This is a genomic window from Ahrensia kielensis DSM 5890 (assembly GCF_000374465.1).
In the GTDB taxonomy this organism is placed as follows: Bacteria; Pseudomonadota; Alphaproteobacteria; order Rhizobiales; family Rhizobiaceae; genus Ahrensia; species Ahrensia kielensis.
On the sequence record NZ_KB894529.1, the window covers coordinates 552,709 to 576,455 of the forward strand.

The following is a 23,747-nucleotide window of genomic DNA, read 5'->3' on the forward strand; positions in this document are numbered from 1 at the left end:
CAGAGTAAGCGCGTTTTAAGCTCAGGTTAAAAACACGCGATGCATTCGTATTATTGTATTTGGGGCTTATTAAACGTAGATGACACGCCCTATAAGTGTAATAGGGAGCTCAATGGAGAGTTGATATCTGTGAAAACAGCGAAAGTAGCTTAGCCCCTCAGAGCCTCACGCCTGCATTACCTAGTTCAGTTCTGTAATTGTATTGGTAGCAACCACTTTTACCAACCTTTATTAGACCTTTCAGTTAACTCAAGGCTCAAGAAACTAAGCGGCAGTTGTAAAAAAAGATTAGTTTGTTTTGTCGTTGAACCTAATGCCCTTTGATTACCGTTCATTGGATTCTCTACTGCGTTTCTGAATCGGAAAAAAGCGCGAGTAGGATCAAAGGAAGTCTTTGCGCTGCCAGAATATGTATTGAATTTTGGATCAGTAGCCTCGAAAAATAACATCCATATTTCCTTTTGTATTAACCCGCGTTTCGTGCAATTGTTATCGGTAACAATTACTCATATGTTAAAGACTTTTTGCTATGAATTTTACTGTACAAAAACCCTACCTTACTCACAGCGCCACGATGCTGTTATTAAAAACAGCAGTCAATGCCGCAGAAAAGATGAAGCAACCTCAATGTATCGTTATCGTCGATACAAGTGGCGAGCTGCTCGGTGAAATTCGTATGGATGGCGCAAAGTATTTAAGCCGTAAAAGTGCCGCTGCCAAAGCCCTGACAGCCGCCTCTATAGGCGCCCCTTCGATAAACATACCTGATCATATTCGCGTTCAAATTGGTCTTGCAACAGACGGCAAGGTGACTGGCTTACCAGGCGGACTTCCCATAATTATCGATGGCGATTTGGTTGGCGCCATCGGTGTTGGTTCCGGCACAGGTGAACAGGACATCGAAGTTGCCGCAGCCGCCTTGGTCGCTATTGGCGCGCAAACCGTTTTTTAAGAAAAACTGATTTGCGCCTTCATAGCTTTTGTGCGGTCACTGGCGATCTCAAATGCATCGATGGCTTGATCAAGCGAGAACGTGTGAGAGATGAGGGGCTTCACATTAATCTGACCTTGCTGCATCATTTTGATACCAACCGCAAATTCCTCATGGAAGCGGAACGAGCCACGCAAATCGAGCTCTTTTGCTGTCAGCATCTGCATCGGCACATTCATGTCTCCGCCAAGCCCAAGCTGTAAAACTACGCCGCGCGGTCGCATCGCTGCTACGCCTGCCGCGAGAGCCGGAGCCGCACCTGAGCATTCAAACAAAACATCGAAGTAACCCTTGCCTGCTTGGTACTGCTTCATAACGTCCGGCTCTTTAATCATATTCACAGTGCGGTCCGCACCTATTTTTTGTGCGTATGCTAAAGCCTCATCCGTTAAATCGGTCACGACTATTTCAGTTGCCCCTGCCGCACGCGCGGCCAGTACGCAAAGCGTGCCGATGGGGCCGCTACCAGTGACTAGAACGCGCTTGCCGATCATTTCACCGGCACGCCGCGTGGCATGCAAACAAACGGCTAAAGGTTCAGCCATAGCAGCTTCACCTGGTGACAAATTATCGGCTTTTACACATTGCCAAGCTTCTGCAACCAAAACCTCACGAAATGCGCCCTGAATATGAGGAAACGGCATTGCTGAGCCATAGAAGCGCATGCTTTCGCAATGATTATGCTGCCCTTTTTGACAATACTGGCAGGAAAAACAAGGACGCGAAGGCGACACAGCAACAAGGTCACCAACAGCAAGATTGCTAACACCATCACCAAGCGCACTGATATAACCGGACACTTCATGTCCAAGCACCATTGGTTGTTTGAGACGTATGGTTTCGCCGATACCGCCATGATTATAATAGTGCAAGTCCGAACCACAGATGCCGCCCGTTGCCATTTTAATTTCGACCTGCCCTGCACCAAGAATTTGCGTTTCAGCTTCTTCAATGCGTAAGTCTTTTGCGCCGTGAACTACAATTGCCCGCATGGTTTTTCCTTAAAGTACCGGTGTCAAAAGATCATCGCCATTGAAATGTGCAATTAGATTATCTCTTACTAATTTGCCCATGGCCTTACGGGTTTCAAACGTTCCCGATGCGTGATGAGGTTGCAAAAGGACATTATCAAGTTTCAAAAAACGCGGATTAAGTGCTGGCTCACCTTCGAAGACATCCAACGCTGCGCTCCCGAGTTTTTTGGCTTCCAATGCATCAAGCAAAGCATCCTCATCGATATTTGCTGCGCGAGAAATATTGATGACCATGCCCTGAGGACCAAGTGCCTCAATAACTTGCTTGTTAACAATGTGACGCGTTGCGGCAGATGCTGCCAGCGTAACGAAGAGAAAGTCCGAACGTTCAGCCAACGCCACAGCATCTTTGATATATGTCCATTCAGAAGCATATGGCTTTGCATCCACATCACTATAAGCAATGTCCATATCAAAACCGGCGAGGCGTTTACCTACCTCAAAACCGATGCGCCCTAGGCCTAGTATTCCTGCTTTTTTGCCGTGCACACGATTCATCAGCGGATAAAGGCCTTGCTTTTCCCAATTGCCTGAACGTACCCAGCTTTCGGCGCCGATCATGCCACGTGATTGAACCATCATCATTGCAACACCCAGATCCGCAACATCCTTAGTCAACACGTCTGGCGTATTGGTAACACGCACGTTTTTTTCTTTTGCAGCAGCAAGGTCAACGGCATCATAACCAACACCATAAACAGATATTATTTCGAGATTTGGACACGCCTCGATCATAGCGCAGTTTGCGCCTAACTCTCCGCGCGTTGCGATGCCTTTAATTGCGGGACCATGCTGCTTAAGAAACTCAACCTTATCGGAAGCCTCAAAATAACGATGCGTTGTGAATGCTTCATTGAGTGGGCCTTCATCCCATTCAGGGTACGGGCCGACTTGAAGAATTTCTGGTTTACTCATGATTTTGTTCCGTTGACGCTTGCAAATTGTTATCGATAACATATACTGCTCAAATCGTACTTGTCGAGATAAATTTGAACTTTGGAGAAAAAAACGTGGCTGGTGGAATCGAACTTTTTAACCTGCATGGTAAGCGTGCACTTATAACTGGCTCATCCCAAGGTATCGGATTTGCACTGGCAAAAGGCTTGGCCGAAGCTGGCGCAGAAATTATACTCAATGGCAGAGATGCAAATAAATTGAGTGCGGCGGCAGAAGAGTTGAAAAAAGCTGGTGCACAAGTTTATGAGTTGGCTTTCGACGCAACTGACGGCGCTGCTGTTCGCAGTGCCATTGATGGATTTGAAGCCGAGCAAGGCTCCATTGATATCTTGATCAACAATGCGGGCATGCAACACCGCACTCCGCTTGAAGATTTCCCAGAAGACAAATTTGAATTGCTTCTAAAAACCAATATCACCAGTGTCTTCTTGGTCGGCAAATATGTAGCGAACCATATGATTAAGCGCGGCGCTGGCAAGATCATCAATATCGCGTCTGTTCAAACAGCATTAGCTCGGCCAGGGATTGCGCCTTACACAGCAACCAAAGGCGCAGTTGGAAATCTTACAAAAGGCATGGCAACGGATTGGGCAAAACACGGGCTTCAATGCAATGCTATTGCACCTGGTTATTTTGACACGCCGCTTAATGCTGCCCTTGTTGCAGATCCAGCATTCTCAGATTGGTTGTCAAAACGCACACCAGCAGGCCGTTGGGGCAATGTTGATGAACTGGTGGGAGCGGCGATCTTTTTGTCATCAAGTGCTTCGAGTTTTGTTAATGGCCACACATTATTCGTTGATGGTGGCATCACGGCGTCACTATAAATGAAACAGCGTCTTTACGTTTTAATGGGTGTTGCCGGAAGCGGGAAATCATCGATTGGTGCAGGTGTCGCAGATTTAATCGGTGGCACATATATAGATGGCGATGATTTTCACCCGCAATCTAACATCGACAAAATGGCAAGTGGCGAACCACTGAAAGACGATGACCGATGGCCATGGCTCAAGATTGTTTCAACTGAACTGGCTCGCATTAATGGCATCGGTCTAGTTGGGTGTTCGGCACTCAAAAAAGCATACCGAGAAGTCATAACTGCGAATGCAGGCGAGCCGGTTAAGTTCATTTATTTGAATGGCACGAAAGAACTGATCGGCGAACGAATGGCCGCACGTCAAGGGCATTTCATGCCTGCTAAGTTGCTGGAAAGTCAGTTTGCAACATTAGAAGAGCCGAACAAAACAGAGAACGCGATTTCGGTTGATATCTCGGGTCAGGAACGGGAAATCATTACACACATCGCTGATGTGATCAGGGAAGATTGGGAGAAGAAGAATGGCAAATAAGATTGCGCTTATTGGTGCTGGTGCAATGGGGAGCGCAATCGGCACTCGCTTATTGGCAATGGGAAATGAACTAAGCGTTTTTGATCTCGATAAGGGAAAAGTCGACGAGCTCGTAGCAAAAGGTGGCACGGCGGCAACGAGTGCTGCTGAAGCCGCAAGCGTATCCGATTTTGTGATTTTTTCGCTCAACGCTGCAAAAATTGTTGGCATCGCTGCCTTCGGTGAAAAAGGCGCTGCAAGCGGTGCAAAAGCCGGAACCGTGTTCATCGATATGTCTTCAATTGATCCGGAAAACACACGCGAGTTTGCCAAGAAAGCAGACGAAAAAGGCCTAGCTTGGGTAGATTCTCCACTTTCTGGCGGCGCACCTAAAGCGTTAATTGGTGAACTTACATTGATGGCTGGTGGCACAGAAAAAAATGTAAAACGCGCGCATGAGTGTCTGAAAGACGTTGCATCTAACTATACACATATGGGCCCAAGTGGCGCGGGGCAAACAACGAAAATCATCAATCAGGTTTTGTGTGGGCTCGGTTTCTTAGCTGTCGCAGAAGCAACACAGCTTGCACTTGATGCAGGTGTAGATGCAGAGAAAATTCCCGTTGCATTGCGCGGTGGCCGCGCTGATAGCGCGCTCCTTCAGGAGTATATGCCGCGTTTTGCAAATAAAGATTATCGCCGTACGGGGCGTATCGACAACATGGTAAAAGATCTCGCTTTTGCTCAAGACCTGTCGCGGCAAACTGGAACCTCAATGCCGATGACATCGCTATGTATGGAAATTCATAAAATGCTCACAGCTGCAGGCTTGGGCGGAGAAGATCAGGCTGCAGTCATGGAATTCTTCAATGGCGCAAACAAGGATAACTTATCATGATTACACGTTACGCTTTATTTCAAGGCTCCATTAAAGATGGACAGACAGAGGCATTCCGCGCTTATGCGCAAGAACACCTTGTGCCGCTTTGGACAAAGTTCACCGGCGCCCAAGAAGTCCGCGTGATGTTCTCTGAAGAGCGAGACGAAGGCGCCCCGGAATTTCCATTAATTCTGGCGATCAGCTATCCGAACCGTGACGCTATGGCACAAGCCATGGAAAGCCCCGCGCGATATGCCTCTAAGGAAGAAACTGGAAAAATGGTTGAAAAATTCTTCGACGGCGTAATCCATCATCATGTGACGTTAGCAAACCATTTCAATGTTTCAGCAACGCAATAGAATAACGCTGTGGGTTGTGCTTATGATTTGTAGTTCACAAAATCACAATTGCGCAATCCACAATGCAAGCGTTTCACTGCTTGATAATAGTTGAAGGTACCATTTATATAAAATCATGGCTACAAAACCCAAACTGCCCACCATGTTGGATGTTGCGAAACTGGCAGGTGTATCACCTATGACAGTTTCGCGTGCGCTCAGGCCAGACACTTCTGTCGGCAAGAAAACGCGCGAAAACATACAAAATGCAGCCGAAGAATTGGGTTATGTTCTGAACACCAACGCTGCCAACTTTGCGTCACACAAAACTGGGTTTGTCGCGGTAACAATCCCTTCAATAAACAATGCAAATTTTGCAGAGACACTCACAGGCCTGAGTGAAGGCTTGCGCAATAGCGGCTTGCAAATCCTGCTCGGATACACCGATTACTCCAAAGACGAGGAAGAGCGCCTCGTCGAACAGTTTCTGCAACGCCGCCCTGAAGCCGTTGTCGTAACGGGCGGTTCTCATACAGAACGCTGCAGGCGGTTATTGAAACAAGCTGGCGTGCCCGTAATTGAAATGTGGGACGAACCTGAAGATCCCATTGATGAGCATATTGGATTTTCAAATGCGGCAGCAGCTTCGCTTATGGTTGATCATTTTGTTAGCCTTGGGCGTACAAAAATTGGTTTTATCGGCGGCGATGAAATGCGTGATACACGCGGCCTAGATCGCAGGCGCGGATTCGTAAGAAGGCTAGATGAATTAGATATCGACAGCCAACGGATTGTTTCTGAAGGCCCTCCGCCCGTTACAATGCGCGAAGGCGTGACTTCACTTACTAAACTTTTGGAAAAATGGCCTGATACAGATGCAGTTATGTGTGTTTCAGATCTCTCAGCGTTCGGCGCGATCAGCCATTGTATTCGAAACAATATACAAGTGCCTGAGCAGATTGCCATAGCTGGGTTTGGCGCATACGATATTTCAGAAGTCTCAAACCCGACCATAACCACGATTGACGTAGATGCAAAAAACATTGGCAAATATACAGCAGCCTTGGTTGCCAATCGACTAGGGTACTCTGAACCATCGGATTTGATACTGGGCAAACCGAAGCTGTTGGTACGCGAAAGCACAACCCCCATTTAAGCTTTTTGTCTCGCCCAAATGGCATCCTAACGCGCTGTGTTACTTTTCAAACCATTTGATGAGATGGATTGCTTTATACAGACGGCCATCGGCCTGCGTTAATTGAAAGCCGTCGCTTTTTATAACACCTCCCGCACCTCTAAGAATAAACGGTCCCTTTGCAAAGCCGTGTGAATCCTCGCGTTCATATAGATGTCATGCAGCAGGAATACCTGTGACTATTAACATCGCTGACATCCATTGGAGCAGAAAATGGTTCTTAAGTTTTCAAAATTTTTATCTCTAACTACCTCGCTGGCAATCTTAGCATCAGGTGTTGCACATGCTGACAATATGGAAGATCTTATTGCTGCAGCAAAGGCTGAGGGCACGTTAACAACAATCGCACTACCGCACTCTTGGTGTAACTATGGCGGCGTTATCGCTGCATTCAAAGCCAAATACGGTTTAGAAGTAAACGAGCTTAACCCCAATGCAAGTTCGGGCGACGAAATCGAAGCAATCAAAGCAAATAAAGACAATACTGGGCCTCAGGCTCCAGATGTTATCGATGTTGGTCTATCATTTGGCCCTGCTGCGAAAAAAGACGGCTTGATCCAAGCTTACAAAGTCTCAACTTGGGACTCTATTCCAGATTCAGCCAAAGATGCTGATGGTTTTTGGTATGGTGATTACTACGGCGTTCTTGCGCTTGGTTCAAACAAAGACTTCGTGCCTGAAGCCCCAACAAGCTTTGCAGACTTGAAAAACCCTAAGTTCAAAAACTCTATATCTCTTCAGGGTGATCCACGTACTGGCAATAGTACAATGATGACTGTTTATGCCGCTGGCATATCAACAGGTGCAGCTGCTGGCGGCGACGCAGCTACTGCTGGCATCGCTTACTATAAAGATCTAAAAGCAAGCGGCAATCTTGTTGCAGCAAACGGGAACGCGCAAAACTTAACACAAGGCGCAACCCCCGTCATTGCAGACTGGGATTACAACATTCTTGCAATGCGTGACAAATTAGCTGGCAACCCACCCGTTGAAGTAACGATCCCGACTGACGCTGTCATTGCAGGTGTTTATGTTCAGGCGATTTCAGCCTATGCACCACACCCAAATGCAGCCAAACTTTGGATGGAGTTCCTTTACTCTGACGAAGGTCAGATTGAATATCTAAAAGGTTACTGTCACCCAATCCGTTTCAACGATATGAATGCTCGCAACGTTATTCCAGCTGACATCATGGAAAAACTCCCCGACGCTGCATCTTATGCAAACGCGATTTTCCCAAGCCTCGAAGAGCAATCTGCGGCTAAAGCGGTTGTTGCTGACACTTGGGCAACGGAAATGGGCGCTCAATAATCGTCCTTGTTAATCTTGGATGCCGACTTCTGCTCGGCGTCCATTTACACGACTGCATTACGCAAGCGAGTTCAAAATGTCATTTAACGCCACAATGCCCTATGAGGCCGTGCAAACTGGCCATACAACCCCCCCGAAAAAGAACCTTGTCAAACTGGACTTGAAATGGCTTGGCGTTGTGCCATTTTTTCTCTTTGCTGCGATGTTTCTTATCGGCCCTGTGCTTTATTTGATAACTGGCGCTTTTCAAAATACCGACGGCGACTTTACATTCGCAAATATCGCCGCTTTGGGCAGCGACAATATTGTTGCCAGCTTCTTGCTCTCAATAAAACTTAGCTTTGTGTCAGCCTTTATTGGTGCTCTTTCCGGCCTTTTATTAGGCTGCGCTGTTATCTTAGGCGGGTTACCAAAATGGGTGCGCCATGCCTTTATGACTTTTTCCGGCGTTGCATCAAACTTTGCTGGCGTTCCGCTTGCTTTTGCTTTCATTGCAACTTTGGGCCGTTTAGGTTTGGTCACAATCCTGATGCGTGATTTATTTGGCATCAATATTTATAATGATCTTGGCTTTACACTTTTTTCTTTCTTTGGGCTTGCTCTCGCCTATCTGTATTTTCAACTGCCTTTGATGTTTCTCATGATCACACCTGCGCTTGATGGTCTAAAGGCAGAATGGAGAGAGGCGGCAGAAACTCTTGGCGCAACGCGCCGACAATATTGGCAATTGGTGGCACTTCCGGTGTTAATGCCTTCTATTCTTGGCTGCTTTTTATTACTTTTCGCCAACGCCTTTGGAACCTTGGCCACGATTTACGCTTTGACCGGCTCCAGCTTTGATGTGGTTCCGATTGTTCTGTTCCAGCAAATTCGCGGGAATGTGCTTTATAATCCAAATCTTGGCTATGCTGTTGCGCTCGGTATGGTGATCATCATGGGTATTTCAAATACGCTTTATTTGACCTTGCGGGCACGCGCGGAAAGATGGCAAAAATGAAAAAACCTTTTCCAATTATGCCAACATTAATTGCGCTTATGTCAGCGCTATATTTTCTCGTGCCGCTGTATGCCACGTTCTTGTTTTCATTGAAGATGACACGCGGCGAATATAGTTTTGCCTCTTATCGCTCAGTGCTCAACAGTTCGATATTTATAGACACAATTACATTTTCAACCATTGCATCGCTTTGCGCAATTGTTATTGGCACTGTTATCATCGTGCCAACGGCCTATTGGGTTAGATTGAAACTCCCCCACATTAGACCGGTCATCGAGTTCATCAGCCTGCTGCCGCTTGTCGTGCCACCTGTAGTTTTGGTTTTCGGATATATTCGTGTTTTTGGCTCTAACTCTTGGTTGCCATTAGCAGGCAGCGACCAGGGCACCAACTTATTGTTAGTCTTTGGCTATGTGGTTATGTCGATGCCCTATATGTTTAGAGCTGTAGACAATGGCATGTCCGTCATTGACATTAAAACGCTCACCGAAGCTGCAGAAAGCCTTGGCGCTTCTCGCATTCGCACTATTGCTTTTGTTATCTTTCCAAATGTACGCGGCGCAATCATGTCGGGCGCATTTTTAACCTTCTCAATCTCACTGGGCGAGTTCGTCCTTGCAAGCCTGCTCAACCGCCCCGCCTTTGGCCCTTACCTTGTTCAGCTTGGTCAAGACCGTGCCTACGAACCCGCCGCCCTTGCAATTATGGCCTTTGCCTTCACATGGGCCTGTATGGCGCTCATGCAACTATTTGCGGTCAAAAAACCAGGTTCGCGTTGGTTTCCAAGGCTAAGCATTAAATTATATAAGAAAGTTGAAGCATGAGCTTTGTCAATATTTCCAATGTCGTCAAAAGCTTTGGCACCAACACTGTTGTTAAAGGCTTTGATCTGGCTGTTGAAAAGGGTGAATTTGTTTCTTTTCTTGGGCCATCAGGCTGTGGGAAAACGACTGTTCTGCGCATGATCGTTGGGTTTGAAACGCCTTCAAGCGGCAGCATCACAATCGGCGGCAAAGATGTAACAAACGTTGCCCCCAATAAGCGCAATATTGGCATGGTCTTTCAAGCTTATGCGCTGTTTCCAAATATGAGTGTTTTCGACAATATTGCCTTTGGCCTAAAAATCTCAGGCATGACAAAACAGGCTGTTTCAGCGCGTGTTGAAGAGATGCTCAAGCTTATTGGCCTTACCCATCTGGCTAACCGCTTCCCCTATGAAATGTCTGGCGGCCAGCAGCAACGTGTCGCTCTCGCACGCGCTTTAGCGCCTAAGCCGGATGTACTTTTACTTGATGAACCGCTTTCTGCATTGGACGCAAAAATTCGTGTTTCACTGCGTGAAGAAATTCGAGACATTCAAAAAAAGCTTGGCATCACAACAGTCTTTGTAACCCATGACCAAGAAGAAGCATTGACGATTTCTGACCGTATCGTGGTTATGAATGGGGGGCGCGCTGACCAAATTGGCACTCCCAATCAAATCTATAATAAGCCCGCGACACGTTTTGTCGCTGGCTTTGTCGGCACTCTCAATATCATTGATGCGAAAGTTCACAATCGAGATGACGGCACCGTCCTAATCGGCAGCAAAAAAATACAGCTGAACGATCCTATCGAGCATGTTAAACCAGACGGCATGGTTTCTTTAGCACTGCGCCCTGAAGCCTTTTCAATCGTCCCTGATGCTGCAAAGGATGTATCTCTCGATGGTACAGTGACCAGCATAAATTTTCTTGGCTCGGTCATCCGTGCCGTAATGGACGTTGAAGGGCGTGAAATATCATTTGATATGTTCAACAATCCAAGCCTGATGCTGCCAGATGTTGGTGACAAAACATCCGTTTATTTCGCCAGCTCAGATATTCTCGCGCTACCAGCTTAAACTGGACACGATCATTTGCGATTGTTGATGTTAATTGCCCGTGTTCCATCTCAGAAAACGGGCAACCTTCATCCACGTTCGTTTATTTGAATTCGTCACACCATATCGGATTACTCCAAGCTTTCTTGCCTGCCGCATCCATAATAGTAACGCGAATCCAAGGTGAAGCGTCAAAGCGTCCAAGGCCGATCTGACCTTTTGTCATTGAATGGCCGTGCTTTGCAACGGCAGCAGATCCTTGACCTTGGATGATAATGGCTGAAACTGAAGAGCACTCAACGTGAAGTTGACGATCCTTGATTTCAATATGATGTAGATTTGGACCCTGAGTTGAATAGTAGTTGCCATTTTTTAATGCGGCTAAAAGTTGCTCAGGTTCATTCTTCTCAGCTTTGACCATGACCCATCCGCCAAAATGATCAGGCTCGTAGAAATGCGCATCATCTGTCGCGCATAAATTCAACTGCTTGCCTTCGCTAAGAAGCAGATCCAGCGTGTGGAAACCATCTGGACGGTCACATCCCATCGCGCAGCCATGATTGTATACTTCAACAGCATGAGCAGCGTCTATCGAACGCGCATCATCCATCGTCAGACCAGACCATTGTGGATGAGCAATAGCAACATAGGCACCAGCATCGCGCGCGCGCTGTGCAATTTCTGGGCCTGTTTCCTGTCCGTCCACAGGACTAAAGGCTGGAGAATTAGGCGCGGCGAAATCAGAAGGAAGACCCACGGCAAGTATATGCCACAACTCGCCATTCTTCATCGCGCCAGAGTGCAGTTCCGCGCCCAAAATGGTGGTGAAGCCATCGCCTCTAAATGCAGCTGTGTCCGTAATTGGATAGTTATAAAGGCCTATAAAATGATCCGTTAAGGCAAGAAAATCATAGCCCTCGGCTTGATACCGGCGGCAAACTTCCTCCGGCGCCAATACACCATCTGAATTTGTCGAATGTGTATGTAAATTGCCCCGCCAAAATTGGCCGCTCGCTGTGAATGCGCTGGGTATCATTTTCGTCTCCATCGTTTAACTCCCCTCTTTTGTTCTCTAATTGTAATACGCATATGACAGTCGGTTGATTGCTCGAACAAGCAAGTTCGCGAACGAGAACACAAGTTCGGCGCTACGTTGTAGGGTAAGTTGCTCGGTTGCAAACTTTTGAAGATAGCCGGAATGTAGAAGAATAAAAATCTATATGAATCAGCAGCTTAAAGTTGCGACATGATAGAAAATTGGTGGAGCCTAGCGGGATCGAACCGCTGACCTCTTGCATGCCATGCAAGCGCTCTCCCAGCTGAGCTAAGGCCCCAAAGCGCAATAAATCTTATTGCGGGTTTGCCTGATCTTGGGATTTAAAAAAGATAATCAAGCAAACAAATTCTGGAATTTCCGATACCGCCCAATGCGGGCGATATCAAGTGTTTATCGAAATAATGTTTCAATAATTAGCTGTCGTCGTCGTCGTCGCCAGAAACATTTACAATGCCGGTAACGTCATCGTCGTCATCGTCGTCATCAGCCGCGAGGAATGTGTCGTCGTCATCATCGTCATCGATGTCAACGTCTTCAATGTCGTCGTCGGTGTTATCACCGAGATCAGGCATGTTCTTTGCGTCGTCTGCCCCTGTCTCGTCTTCATCGGCATCTTCCAATGAAACGACATCAGCGCCTTCCAACTCTAGATCATCCTCGTCCTCGTCTTCAACAGATGCAGGTTGAACGGCCTTAATTGGCGGCGCAGGTTTTGCGCGGCTTGGGCCTGTCGGCAAGTCGAAGAATGACAACGGGTAAGATTTACCTGTGTAAGGTGAAACTACCGGATCTTTGTTGAGATCATAAAATTTCTTATCCGTTTCAGGACAAGTACGTTTTGTTCCAAGTTCAGCTTTAGCCAATGTAAACCTCGGTTATGCTTGCTTTTATCGCATGATTCACAGCGAAATGCCGGATCCATCGTAAATTATTTTCGTGATGATCGGGGGTGCATACCGATAAAGACGCTTTAAGTCAAAGCCCAAATGCTTCTCACATCGCTCATCTTTATAGGTGATATGCAAACTATTTGAAGGTTTGGCGGCATCTAGGCGTGATTTTCGCATAATGTCATGATAATCGCCACCTAGTTTCATTTTAAAACCGCCTATTAGCTCAGAGTCAAAAATGCACAATCATACACCCAAGCCAGCTTCGGCTCACAAGTCTCCGCCGCTTAAAGGTAAAGCACGTGTACCAGGTGATAAATCAATATCTCACCGTTCATTCATGTTCGGTGGGCTCGCATCTGGTGAAACCCGTGTCACAGGGCTTTTAGAAGGCGACGATGTATTGGCGACAGGCCGTGCGATGCAGGCCATGGGCGCGCAAATTCGTAAAGAAGGCGATACATGGATTATCAATGGCACAGGCAATGGGTGTTTGCTTGAACCGGAAGAACCATTTGATTTTGGCAATGCAGGCACCGGCGCGCGGCTAACCATGGGGCTTGTCGGAACTTACAATATGAAAACCACTTTTACCGGTGATGCATCTTTGTCAAAACGTCCTATGGGCCGTGTGCTGAACCCACTGCGTGAAATGGGCGTTCAAGTGGAAGCCGCCGATGGTGACCGCTGCCCGATAACCTTGCATGGCCCGCGCACCGCTAATCCAATCAGCTACCGTGTACCAATGGCATCCGCGCAGGTTAAATCTGCTGTTTTGCTGGCAGGCCTGAATACGCCCGGCATTACAACGGTCATTGAGCCCGTGATGACGCGTGACCATACAGAAAAAATGCTTGCAGGCTTTGGGGCGAAAATTGAAATTGAAGAAGATGCCGATGGTACGCGCCACATCCACATTCACGGGCAAGGCGAATTGCATGGCCAAACCATTGAAGTGCCGGGCGATCCTTCATCTGCAGGCTTCCCGCTTGTTGCCGCGCTGATTGTACCTGGCTCCGATATTATTATCGAAAACGCTTTGATGAACCCAACGCGTACAGGTCTTATTACGACCTTGCAGGAAATGGGCGGCCAAATTGACATCATCAATATGCGTGATGCGGGCGGCGAAGATGTAGCAGATCTACATGTCAGAGCATCTAACCTTAAGGGCGTCGTGGTGCCACCGGAACGCGCGCCATCCATGATTGACGAATATCCGGTTCTTGCTATCGCGGCAGCCTTTGCAGAAGGTGAAACCTTCATGGACGGGCTAGACGAATTGCGTGTCAAAGAATCTGACAGGCTTGCGGCTGTCGCACGCGGTTTAGAAGCCAATGGCGTTGAATGTCATGAAGGTGAAATGTCACTAACTGTAAAAGGCTCACCTGGCGGTAAAGGGCTTGGTGCGCTGTCCGCACAGGCTGTTGTTGAAACCCATCTTGATCACCGGATTGCCATGGCGTTCCTCGTGATGGGTATGGCATCTGAAAAAGCGGTTCATATTGATGACGCGACAATGATTGCCACGAGCTTTCCTGAATTTATGGATTTAATGCGCGGCTTAGGCGCAGATATTCAGGTGACAAATTAATGCGACTAGTAATTGCTATAGACGGGCCAGCCGCATCGGGCAAAGGCACTTTATCGCAAAAGATCGCAGCTCATTACGGCCTTAAGCATCTTGATACCGGCCTTTCTTATCGCGCGGTTGCCAAAGCACTTTTAGATAAAGGGCTGACGCTTGACGATGAAGACATTGCCGCACAAACGGCCAAAGCCGTTGATCTGGGCGCGATGAAGCGTGAAGAGCTGGCCGTTCACGCAATTGGAGAAGCTGCATCAAAGATAGCGGTTATGCCGCGTGTGCGCCAAGCACTGGTAGAAAAGCAGCGCGAATTTGCCAGCTTGGCTGGTGGTGCGGTGCTGGACGGGCGTGATATTGGCACCGTTGTATGCCCTGACGCACCCGTGAAGCTTTATGTTTCTGCCTCACCAGAAGTACGTGCAAAACGCCGCTTTCATGAAATATTAGCGCGCGGAAATGAGGCCGATGAAGCCCAGATATTGGCCGATATAAAAGTCCGTGATGAACGCGATATGGGGCGTTCCGACAGCCCATTAAAACCAGCGAAAGACGCGCACTTGCTCGATACGTCAAAAATGACTATAGAGGCGGCGTTTGAAGCTGCCAAAAACATCATAGATGTTGTAGCTATCAAAAATTGACGACCTTCAAACCGCAATTCTGCGTCGGAAGGCCCCAAATATGATGGGCCGGATTGTTGTTTGGAGCATTTGAAACACTAACCCCGACGCCTGTGCCCGCATATAATGCCGGTACTTTGGAGCCTAAATGTCAGAAATGAACCCAACAATGGAAGAGTTTGAAGCTCTTCTCAATGAATCTTACCAGACACACGATGCCGTAGAAGGCCAAGTTGTTGTCGGCACAATCACAGCCATTGAAAAAGATATGGCGATTGTGGATGTCGGTCTTAAAGTTGAAGGCCGTATCGCTCTTAAAGAATTCGGCGCAAAAGCCAAAGACGGAACGCTAAAAGTTGGCGATCAGGTTGAAGTTTATGTTGAGCGCGTTGAAAACGCACTTGGCGAAGCTGTTCTGTCTCGTGACAAAGCCCGCCGCGAAGAAAGCTGGATCAAACTTGAAGCCAAGTTTGAAGCTGGTGAACGCGTTGAAGGCCAAATTTTCAATCAGGTTAAAGGCGGCTTTACAGTCGATCTTGATGGCGCAGTTGCATTCTTGCCGCGCTCACAGGTTGATATTCGCCCTATCCGTGATGTGACACCATTGATGAACACACCGCAGCCATTTGAAATTTTGAAAATGGACAAACGCCGTGGCAACATCGTTGTTTCACGTCGTACAGTGCTTGAAGAGAGCCGTGCGGAACAGCGCTCTGAGATTGTTCAGAACCTTGAAGAAGGTCAGACAGTTGAAGGTGTGGTCAAAAACATCACCGATTACGGTGCATTCGTTGACCTTGGCGGTATCGACGGTCTTCTACACGTCACAGACATGGCATGGCGCCGTGTGAACCACCCGACAGAAATCCTGTCGATTGGTCAGACTGTGAAAGTACAGATCATCCGTATCAACCAAGATACACATCGTATCTCACTTGGTATGAAGCAGCTTGAGAGCGATCCATGGGATGGCATCGACGCTAAATACCCAGTTGAAGCAAAAATTACTGGCCGGGTAACAAACATCACTGACTACGGTGCATTTGTTGAAGTTGAGCCAGGCATTGAAGGCTTGATCCACGTTTCTGAAATGTCATGGACAAAGAAGAACGTACATCCCGGTAAAATCCTTTCAACATCTCAGGAGGTTGAGGTGGTTGTATTGGAAGTTGATCCGGACAAGCGCCGTATCTCTCTTGGCCTTAAACAGACTTTGGACAACCCATGGGAAAGCTTTGCTACTCAATTCCCAGTTGGCCAGCATGTTGAAGGTGAAGTTAAGAACAAGACTGAATTCGGTCTCTTCATTGGCCTTGAAGGCGATGTAGACGGCATGGTTCACTTGTCTGATCTTGACTGGAACCGTTCAGGTGAAGAAGCAATCGAAGACTACAACAAAGGCGACATGGTTAAAGCCATCGTGCTTGACGTTGATGTTGAAAAAGAACGCATCTCACTTGGCATCAAGCAGCTTTCCGGTGAAGGTTCAGGTTCAGCCGCACCTTCTTCAGATGGTTCATTGCGTAAAAACGCAGTTGTCACATGTGAAGTAACAGCTGTTACTGATGGTGGCCTTGAAGTGAAACTCGTCGATCATGACGTACCAAGCTTCATCCGCCGTGCAGACCTTTCACGTGACCGTGACGAGCAGCGCCCAGAGCGTTTCTCTGTTGGTCAGCGTGTTGATGCTCGCGTGACGCAGTACATCAAAAAAGACAACAAGGTTTCAGTGTCTATCAAGGCGCTTGAAATTGCAGAAGAAAAAGCCGCTGTGGCTGAATTCGGTTCATCCGATTCAGGTGCATCACTCGGTGATATTCTTGGCGCAGCCTTGAAAGGTGGCGACGACAAATAAGTCGTCCTATCTTTGCTTGATCAAGCCCGCCGTAACTGAACAGTTGCGGCGGGTTTTTCTTTGCCTATATTCGAGCTTTGAAGAGGACAAAAATGCTAAAGCCGCCACGTGCATTTCAAGGACAGACGGGAAGCGATTCACTGGATGCGCTGGCCTATGAAGCTGCACAGGAAACGGCCGTTGCGTTGGGACGCATCGGCAAAAGATTAGAAATGGCATTGGAGGCTCTAAGACGCCATGATGCTACATCCGGAGCCAACCGCAACCGCGACGATCTTGTTCAAGAAGCTGCTGATGCAGCATGGACACTCTTTATCCAGCGCGACCATTTGGGCCTTCGCACCGATCATCACCTGACCAGCACCTATGACATTCCCAAGGATGTTATGGCGCGTGTCGGCGTGATCAAACGACCTAAATAATTACAAGCTAGGTGAGTGCATTCGTGTTGACAGAAAGCCATTCAAGCAATGCAGAATGCGATGGTAAAACCACATCTGCGCCAGCAGCTTTCAATATCTCATCGTGCCCATCAAAACAGTGCGAGCCGCCTGTAAAGCCTATCGTGTAGATGCCTGCAGCTTTACCGCCGCGCACACCATTTACACTGTCTTCAATCACGATAGCATTTTTTACGGTGCCGCCCATTTGATCCGCAGCATATAAAAACAAATCGGGTGCAGGCTTACCGTATTGAACCATATCACCGGAATAAACGCCTTCACCAAAATATTGCGCAAGATTGGTTCTGTTTAACTTCTTCGGCAAAAACTGCATTTGCGTTGTTGAAGCAACACAGGCTGGCACGCGCAACGCGGAAAGCATATCTTCAACGCCGTTAACCGTTTTAATTTCAGCGGCGATACGTTCTCTTGTCAGAGCTTTCATCGCCTCAAAGTCATCATCAGTGAGATCAACACCTGCGCGTTCTTTGATGAGATTTACAAACTTATTCTTCCAAAGCGGCTGTGCCAGCGCCATGAACTCGCCGACATACCAAGCCTTATCCACATCGACTCCCTTGGATGTTAGCACCCGGAATTCTTCTTCGAGATAAATTACTTCGCTATCGATGAGCACGCCATCGCAGTCGAAAATCATCAGTGGTTTATCGAACATTATTGTCGCTTACGTATGTGAGAAAATGTCTTGTTCCGGCCAGCCCATCAAATCGAGCTTTGCGCGTGTAGGCAAGAACTTAAAGCACGCTTCTGCCTCTTTCATGCGCCCATCACGCTCAAGCCGAAGCTTTAACGCGTCCATCAATTTATGCAGGTACAAGACATCGCTTGCCGCATAATCAATTTGCGCATCAGTCAGTTTTTCAGCAGCCCAATCAGAGGATTGTTGTTGTTTGGACAGATCAACACCGATCATTTCCGATGTCAGATTTTTTAACCCGTGGCGATCTGTATAAGTGCGCGTCAACTTGGAAGCGATCTTTGTACAAAATACAGGATTAGCCTGAACACCAAAGGCATGCTCCATGATCGCAATATCAAAACGGCCAAAGTGGAAAATCTTCGTCTTCTTACGGTCCCTCAATAGCGCCGTAATATTGGGTGCTTTTTTCTGTCCACGTGCAATCTGCACAACGTCAGCAGACCCATCACCAGGCGAAAGCTGAACCACACATAATCGGTCTCGCTGCGGGTTTAGACCCAGCGTTTCTGTATCTATGGCAACGTCACCAGTATAAAGGGCAACAGCCTCATCGGATAGATCGCCCTTATGAAGACGGATGGTCGATTTCGACATATATTAACCCTTATTTGCTATAATTCTCATAGGGTGCGGATGTTAAAAACACAAGAAATGGGCCGCTAAAATGCGACTTATATTTCTCAAAATAGATATCTGGAATACCAATATTCACTAAGGCACTCGAAATTGCGCGCCGCCTATCAGTTCGTTTAAATTCAACACGCTCTTAGACGCCGTGATTATAATGGCTGGCAGAAGCATCCATTCCAAGGTCCAAGCAACACCGGAACGTTCATTTTCATGAATAGAAGCCGTATGAAGTCCGGCCATTTGTGCATGACAATAACGGGCCTGCGCAACGATGATCTCTGCAAGGACAGGGTTTTTCTTATGTGCCATTGCTGAAGAGCTGCCACCTGAGGCTAATGTCATTTCCGCAATGTCGGTTTGCACGATCATCAAGATGTCTTGTGCAATTTTGCCCATGGCGCTCGCTGCAGCCGAGAACCACACAGCAATCGCGACTATTGGCTGCCTGTCTGTTTGCCAGTGGTGGCTGGGCGCATCCAAATTCAGAGCATTTGCGACCGATGTGCAAAGCGCATCGTAAGGCTTGCCTAAATTGCGCGCAGCGCCTTCCGGCCCTCCCAATTGAACGGGAAAGTAATCCGGTTTTGTGCGTTTCAAATTTGCTATTTGAGACTTCCAGTTGCCAACTTTCTCAGCCACTGAAATTGGCAGCGCGTTCTGCATGCGTGTACGAGCCTGTAAAATTTGACCGTCTGCACTACGCGCAACCAAAGCATCTAATGCCTGATCCAAGACGGCAAGCCGCTCATCAACAATTGCAACCGATTGGCGCAAACGCACCATCACGCTACTGTCGATGAGGTCCTGACTGGTCAGGCCCAGATGGAAGCTAGGACGTATATTCTCTTCAAGATTTGCGCGCAGTTGGCGAACCAGCGACGGCGGTGCAACGCCATCACTCTTGAAATCTGCGGCGAGTGCATTCTCGTCGATTTCAAATTTCTCGATTGCACCCTTGATTATTTCTGCGTGTTCCTGAGCGACGATGCCCATCTGCGCTTGCGCACAGATCAAAGCATACTCAAAATCTAGCATTGCTTGAATGTCGACTTTGGCCGTGAAAAGCGCTTCAATCTCAGCATCGTCGTTAAACGCATTGAGCATTGCACTTGGTCCAAATGTATAGCTCATGCGATTATCCTGTGATCTTGATTATATGTCGAAGAAGACAGTTTCTTGGTCTCCCTGCAGGTGAATGTTAAACTGGTAGACGCCTGCCTCGTCTAGTGGCTTAGCGATAAGCGTGTGCCTGCGGCTTTCATCCACCAATTCAAGTTGAGCATCTCCATCAACCTGCGAAAAATAGATGCGTGTCACAAGGCCGATATTGATGCCGCGTGCCGTAACCCAAACTGTAATGAAAGGCGCAACCTCGTTACCATTTTCATCACGCATTGATACCGGTTTAGATGTTTTGATCTCATAAAATCCAGTTTCAAAATCTGTGCCTGTACGGCGCCAAGTGCCTTCATTCTCTGGTTGCCAAAACTCAAGCATAACATCGCGGCAGATTTGCGCATCGCCGTCAAAAACCTGTCCGCGAATTGTTATGGGGTCTTTATGATTGATCGCACCATAATGCGTTAGATCATTGTCATAGATTTTATCGATGCCAACGGAATTTGGAAGGCAGCCTATATGGACGTAAGGACCAGCGGTTTGTGACGCGGTTTCCCGCAACGGATTTTGCGTGTTAGTTTCTGCTGGTCGTGTGCGTCTGATTTCCAAAGGGTCCATCTTAATTGCCCTCCAATTTATTTTCAAACAATGTCGAACTCGGTCCGCGCAAGACAAGGTCAAAACGATAAGCCCGCAAATCCATTGGGATACTTTTTGACATGTCCAAGCGCGCCGTCAATTGATCGACAGCACGTGCATCGTTAATCGACTGCACAATCGGGCAAATCGCTATATGCGGATCACCTTCAAAATACATTTGTGTAATGAGGCGTTGCGCAAAACCTGATCCAAAGATTGAAAAATGTATATGGGCAGGGCGCCAATCATTGCCGCCATTGGGCCAAGGATAAGGCCCTGGTTTGATCGTGCGAAATTGATAGCGGCCTTCCGCATCGGTTACACAGCGCCCACAGCCACCAAAGTTAGGATCCAATGGCGCAAGATAAGAATCATTCTTATGGCGATAGCGGCCGCCGGCATTAGCCTGCCACACCTCAATCAAAGCATGCGGCACGGGTCGTGCGGCCTCATCAAGAACCTGACCATGAACGACAATGCGTTCGCCAATGGCGCTTTGCCCCGCCTCCGCATAATTGACGATCAGATCACTATCATATTGACCTAAAGCCATGTCGCCAAAGGCGGGCCCTGTTACATCGCTAAGTGTTTGAGGAACCGCGACAAGCTTATGCTTGGGATGCCTCAAAATAGTTGAGCGATAGTCCGGGTAATCCATCGCCGGCTGGGCATCATACTGACGCGGTGAAACGCCTTTAATGGAACTACTCATGATCAGCTATCCTTCATCTCGGCCAACACTTTTTTTGCTATTTTAAATGCATGGTTGGCATGGGGCACACCGGCATAAATACCCACATGCATCAATGCTTCGCGAATATCTTCCATCGTTGCGCCAGTGCGCGCCGTTGCCCTAACATGCATTTCAAACTCTTCGTAGTGCCCAAGCGCTGCCAGCAGCGCGAGCGTCACCATAGAGCGCTCGCGCTTTGTCCAATGGTCGCCCGACCAGACATTACCCCAAGCAGCATCCGTTATCATTGTTTGGAACGGAGCATCGAAATCTGTCTTAGCAGCTTCCGCGCGATCAACATGTGCATCGCCTAAAACAGCACGGCGCGTTTTCATTCCTTTATTGTTCGCGTCAGACATTTAACAATCCTCACATTTCAAGCGGCAAGCCGACATAGTTTTCCGCGACTGATCGCGATGCTGTTTCGGAGCCCACTATATGGTCAAACTCTGCGCGCTGCATACGTTTTTCAAAGGCACTCATATCGGGAAATTGATGCAGCATCATCGACATGAACCATGAAAATCGTTCTACTTTCCAAACTCGTTTCAAACAAATCTCAGAGTAGCGTTCCAGATAATCATTGTTGTTTTTCTTATAGTGCTCAACAAGCGCGCGCGAAAGAATACGCACATCGGCAATCGCAAGATTTAGACCCTTTGCACCTGTTGGCGGCACGATATGTGCAGCGTCCCCTGCTAGATATAAATTGCCGTAACGCATTGGCTCTGCAACAAAGCTGCGCAGCGGCGCAATCGACTTTTCAAAGCTAGCACCGATTTTCAGATTACTTGCAATTTCCGGGCCCATGCGAAGTGAAAACTCATCCCAGAAACGCTGATCTGACCAATCTTCAACTTTGTCATTGAGCGAACATTGAATGTAATAGCGGCTTCGGATTTCTGAGCGCATCGAACTGAGTGCAAAACCGCGTTCGTGATTTGCGTAAATCAATTCTTCTGAAACCGGCGGTTTCTCGACCAGCACACCGAGCCAGCCAAAAGGATAAACACGCTCAAACGTTTTCATTACATCGTCTGGAATCGCACTTCTCGCAACGCCGTGAAAACCATCGCATCCAGCAATATGATCGCACTCGACCTCGTAACTCTCTCCACCGCGTGAGTAACGCACTTTAGGTGAACTTGATTTCACATCGATAGGCTGCACGTCATCTGCTGAAAAGATAATCTCGCATCCCTGCTCCAAACGCTTAGCAATGAGATCAATTGTCAATTCGGTTTGACCATAGATCATGACATCCTTGCCTGTATGGCCTTTGATATCAATGCGGTGCTTGTTGCCGTTAAATGCCAGATCAAAGCCTGCATGGGGAATGCCTTCTTTGTGCATACGCGCACCAATACCAGCTTCATCCAGCGCTTCGACCGATCCCCATTCCAGCACGCCTGCCCGCACGCGCGCTTCAATGCGTTCCCGTGACTGGCGGTCAATAATTATGCTTGAAATGCCTTCATTGTGCAGAAGTTGCGACAGTAAGAGGCCCGCAGGTCCGCTACCTATGATACAAACTTGCGTCTTCTTACTTTTCATAACGATCTTCCATTTGCCTAGCTTAGACTTAGGCAGTAGCGACGAGCCTTCTCAAGTGACAGAATGAACAAAGAATAGTACTATTCGATCACACAATTCAACTTAAGAGCACGATTCATCCAATATGCAACCTATTCCAACATATGCGCTTTACGGTGAAAATCTCGAAGAAAGCTATGATGACATATTGCATTTTGAGCAACTTCGTATCCGAAGCGCAGAACACAACTGGTCAATAAAACCACACAAACATGATACGCTTTGGCAATTATTTTACGTAGAAACTCCAGGTGCAAAATTACGTTTAGGTGAAACAGATATTTGCACCTCACAGCCTATCTTCGCCGTAATCCCACCGCTTTGCGTGCACGCATTTCAATTTCCCCAAAATGCCATTGGCGGGGCAATCAGCATTCGGTTCCCCGTTTTACATGCCATGCTTGAAGATTTGCCTGACAGTCACTTTCTTACAACAAGCTGGTGCATCCTAAAGCAGTCGGACCCATCATTTTCCGCTGCGTTCAACGCATACCAGAATCTGGTGACAGATTTTTCAAACATTGATCCTTTGCGAAAGCAGTCATTGAAAGCGGATATAACAACCATATTGGTGTCACTTATCCGGCAAACTTTACCGAGCAAACATTCTGCACGTGAACTATCAATATCGCAAAAAGACGATCAGTTGAGGCAATTTTGCCAACTCGTCGAAGAAAATTACCGTTTGAATTGGACTTCAGAACGATATGCTAGCGCTGTTGATATGTCTCTGGCCTCTTTAAACCGCCGTGCTCGCACAATTTTAGGCTCGTCGCCGCAGCGGTTTATTTCCAAGAGAAGAGTGCTTGAAGCCAAACGCATGCTCAAACTTACCCGGCTATCTGTTTCAGAAATCGCACACGAGCTCGGATATAGTGACACATCCTATTTTTGCCGCTCGTTCAAAAAAATGACATCAATGACGCCGGCTCATTTCAGACGTAAAACGAGCCGGTAATTATTGATT

26 protein-coding genes and 1 tRNA gene are annotated in these 23,747 nt (G+C 47.6%); 15 read left to right on the forward strand and 12 right to left on the reverse strand.

The window, feature by feature from the left end; all coding sequences use genetic code 11:
* Positions 1-529: 529 nt before the first annotated feature.
* Positions 530-952, forward strand: a complete 423-nt coding sequence (locus C504_RS0108825; protein WP_026317338.1) for a GlcG/HbpS family heme-binding protein — start codon at positions 530-532, stop codon at positions 950-952.
* Here C504_RS0108825 and C504_RS0108830 read toward each other — a convergent pair.
* Complete coding sequence (locus C504_RS0108830; RefSeq protein WP_018688972.1) at positions 949-1,983, reverse strand: L-idonate 5-dehydrogenase; 1,035 nt, start codon at positions 1,981-1,983, stop codon at positions 949-951. The two genes, C504_RS0108825 and C504_RS0108830, sit on opposite strands and share 4 nt — an antisense overlap.
* Positions 1,984-1,992: 9 nt before the next feature.
* Positions 1,993-2,940 (reverse strand): 2-hydroxyacid dehydrogenase, encoded by a 948-nt coding sequence (locus C504_RS0108835; RefSeq protein WP_026317339.1) that lies wholly within the window; start codon positions 2,938-2,940, stop codon positions 1,993-1,995.
* A gap of 95 nt (positions 2,941-3,035) precedes the next feature.
* Here C504_RS0108835 and C504_RS0108840 point away from each other — a divergent pair, with 95 nt between their 5' ends.
* The 9 genes from C504_RS0108840 to C504_RS0108880 all read left to right on the forward strand — a co-directional run bounded on the left by C504_RS0108840 (position 3,036) and on the right by C504_RS0108880 (position 10,913).
* Complete coding sequence (locus tag C504_RS0108840) at positions 3,036-3,809, forward strand: SDR family oxidoreductase (protein WP_018688974.1); 774 nt, start codon at positions 3,036-3,038, stop codon at positions 3,807-3,809.
* Positions 3,810-4,331: a gluconokinase gene (locus tag C504_RS0108845; RefSeq protein WP_018688975.1), complete on the forward strand. Its 522-nt coding sequence runs from the start codon at positions 3,810-3,812 to the stop codon at positions 4,329-4,331.
* Complete coding sequence (locus C504_RS0108850; protein ID WP_018688976.1) at positions 4,321-5,208, forward strand: NAD(P)-dependent oxidoreductase; 888 nt, start codon at positions 4,321-4,323, stop codon at positions 5,206-5,208. The genes C504_RS0108845 and C504_RS0108850 overlap by 11 nt, the downstream gene beginning before the upstream one ends.
* Positions 5,205-5,549 carry a hypothetical protein gene (locus tag C504_RS0108855; protein ID WP_018688977.1) on the forward strand — a complete coding sequence of 115 codons (345 nt, stop codon included), beginning with the start codon at positions 5,205-5,207 and terminating at the stop codon, positions 5,547-5,549. The genes C504_RS0108850 and C504_RS0108855 overlap by 4 nt, the downstream gene beginning before the upstream one ends.
* Positions 5,550-5,664: 115 nt before the next feature.
* On the forward strand, positions 5,665-6,684 hold the full coding sequence (locus tag C504_RS0108860) for a LacI family DNA-binding transcriptional regulator (protein ID WP_018688978.1): 1,020 nt from the start codon (positions 5,665-5,667) through the stop codon (positions 6,682-6,684).
* Positions 6,685-6,936: 252 nt separating this feature from the next.
* A complete protein-coding gene (locus tag C504_RS0108865) occupies positions 6,937-8,034 on the forward strand; it encodes an ABC transporter substrate-binding protein (RefSeq protein WP_018688979.1) in 1,098 nt (365 codons plus the stop codon).
* 76 nt (positions 8,035-8,110) lie between these two features.
* Positions 8,111-9,031, forward strand: a complete 921-nt coding sequence (locus C504_RS0108870; protein WP_018688980.1) for an ABC transporter permease — start codon at positions 8,111-8,113, stop codon at positions 9,029-9,031.
* Positions 9,019-9,855 (forward strand): ABC transporter permease subunit, encoded by an 837-nt coding sequence (locus C504_RS0108875; RefSeq protein ID WP_018688981.1) that lies wholly within the window; start codon positions 9,019-9,021, stop codon positions 9,853-9,855. Before C504_RS0108870 ends, C504_RS0108875 begins: the two co-directional genes overlap by 13 nt.
* A complete protein-coding gene (locus C504_RS0108880; protein WP_018688982.1) occupies positions 9,852-10,913 on the forward strand; it encodes an ABC transporter ATP-binding protein in 1,062 nt (353 codons plus the stop codon). Before C504_RS0108875 ends, C504_RS0108880 begins: the two co-directional genes overlap by 4 nt.
* Before the next feature lie 82 nt (positions 10,914-10,995).
* Here the strand turns inward: C504_RS0108880 and C504_RS0108885 are convergent, their stop codons facing one another.
* The 3 genes from C504_RS0108885 to C504_RS0108895 form a co-directional block, all read right to left on the reverse strand.
* Positions 10,996-11,928 (reverse strand): PHP domain-containing protein, encoded by a 933-nt coding sequence (locus C504_RS0108885; RefSeq protein WP_026317340.1) that lies wholly within the window; start codon positions 11,926-11,928, stop codon positions 10,996-10,998.
* A gap of 222 nt (positions 11,929-12,150) precedes the next feature.
* Positions 12,151-12,226 (reverse strand) — tRNA-Ala (locus C504_RS0108890).
* 136 nt (positions 12,227-12,362) lie between these two features.
* Complete coding sequence (locus C504_RS0108895; RefSeq protein WP_018688984.1) at positions 12,363-12,812, reverse strand: TIGR02300 family protein; 450 nt, start codon at positions 12,810-12,812, stop codon at positions 12,363-12,365.
* A gap of 265 nt (positions 12,813-13,077) precedes the next feature.
* Here C504_RS0108895 and aroA point away from each other — a divergent pair, with 265 nt between their 5' ends.
* The 4 genes from aroA to C504_RS0108920 all read left to right on the forward strand — a co-directional run bounded on the left by aroA (position 13,078) and on the right by C504_RS0108920 (position 17,324).
* The gene (gene aroA / locus C504_RS0108905) at positions 13,078-14,433 is read left to right on the forward strand and encodes a 3-phosphoshikimate 1-carboxyvinyltransferase (protein WP_018688986.1); all 1,356 of its coding nucleotides are present in this window, start codon (positions 13,078-13,080) and stop codon (positions 14,431-14,433) included.
* Positions 14,433-15,068, forward strand: a complete 636-nt coding sequence (gene cmk / locus C504_RS0108910) for a (d)CMP kinase (RefSeq protein ID WP_018688987.1) — start codon at positions 14,433-14,435, stop codon at positions 15,066-15,068. The genes aroA and cmk overlap by 1 nt, the downstream gene beginning before the upstream one ends.
* Positions 15,069-15,195: 127 nt before the next feature.
* Positions 15,196-16,902 carry a 30S ribosomal protein S1 gene (gene rpsA, locus C504_RS0108915; protein WP_018688988.1) on the forward strand — a complete coding sequence of 569 codons (1,707 nt, stop codon included), beginning with the start codon at positions 15,196-15,198 and terminating at the stop codon, positions 16,900-16,902.
* Positions 16,903-16,994: 92 nt separating this feature from the next.
* A complete protein-coding gene (locus C504_RS0108920) occupies positions 16,995-17,324 on the forward strand; it encodes a DUF6665 family protein (RefSeq protein ID WP_018688989.1) in 330 nt (109 codons plus the stop codon).
* 7 nt (positions 17,325-17,331) lie between these two features.
* On the opposite strand, the gene C504_RS0108925 is transcribed toward C504_RS0108920, so the two are convergent.
* From C504_RS0108925 to pobA, 7 genes are all read right to left on the reverse strand, one after another.
* Positions 17,332-18,021, reverse strand: a complete 690-nt coding sequence (locus C504_RS0108925; protein WP_018688990.1) for an HAD family hydrolase — start codon at positions 18,019-18,021, stop codon at positions 17,332-17,334.
* Between the two features lie 9 nt (positions 18,022-18,030).
* Positions 18,031-18,660 (reverse strand): ribonuclease D, encoded by a 630-nt coding sequence (locus C504_RS0108930; protein ID WP_018688991.1) that lies wholly within the window; start codon positions 18,658-18,660, stop codon positions 18,031-18,033.
* Between the two features lie 117 nt (positions 18,661-18,777).
* Entirely contained in the window at positions 18,778-19,827 is a 1,050-nt protein-coding gene (locus C504_RS0108935; protein WP_018688992.1) for a lyase family protein, read from the reverse strand.
* Between the two features lie 21 nt (positions 19,828-19,848).
* Positions 19,849-20,433: a peptidase associated/transthyretin-like domain-containing protein gene (locus C504_RS0108940; RefSeq protein ID WP_018688993.1), complete on the reverse strand. Its 585-nt coding sequence runs from the start codon at positions 20,431-20,433 to the stop codon at positions 19,849-19,851.
* A 1-nt stretch (position 20,434) separates the two neighbouring features.
* Positions 20,435-21,166 carry a protocatechuate 3,4-dioxygenase subunit beta gene (pcaH, locus tag C504_RS0108945; protein ID WP_018688994.1) on the reverse strand — a complete coding sequence of 244 codons (732 nt, stop codon included), beginning with the start codon at positions 21,164-21,166 and terminating at the stop codon, positions 20,435-20,437.
* Between the two features lie 2 nt (positions 21,167-21,168).
* Positions 21,169-21,546 carry a 4-carboxymuconolactone decarboxylase gene (pcaC, locus tag C504_RS0108950; protein ID WP_018688995.1) on the reverse strand — a complete coding sequence of 126 codons (378 nt, stop codon included), beginning with the start codon at positions 21,544-21,546 and terminating at the stop codon, positions 21,169-21,171.
* A gap of 10 nt (positions 21,547-21,556) precedes the next feature.
* Complete coding sequence (gene pobA / locus C504_RS0108955) at positions 21,557-22,741, reverse strand: 4-hydroxybenzoate 3-monooxygenase (protein WP_018688996.1); 1,185 nt, start codon at positions 22,739-22,741, stop codon at positions 21,557-21,559.
* Positions 22,742-22,865: 124 nt separating this feature from the next.
* Here pobA and C504_RS0108960 point away from each other — a divergent pair, with 124 nt between their 5' ends.
* On the forward strand, positions 22,866-23,738 hold the full coding sequence (locus tag C504_RS0108960; protein WP_018688997.1) for a helix-turn-helix domain-containing protein: 873 nt from the start codon (positions 22,866-22,868) through the stop codon (positions 23,736-23,738).
* Positions 23,739-23,747: the final 9 nt, after the last annotated feature.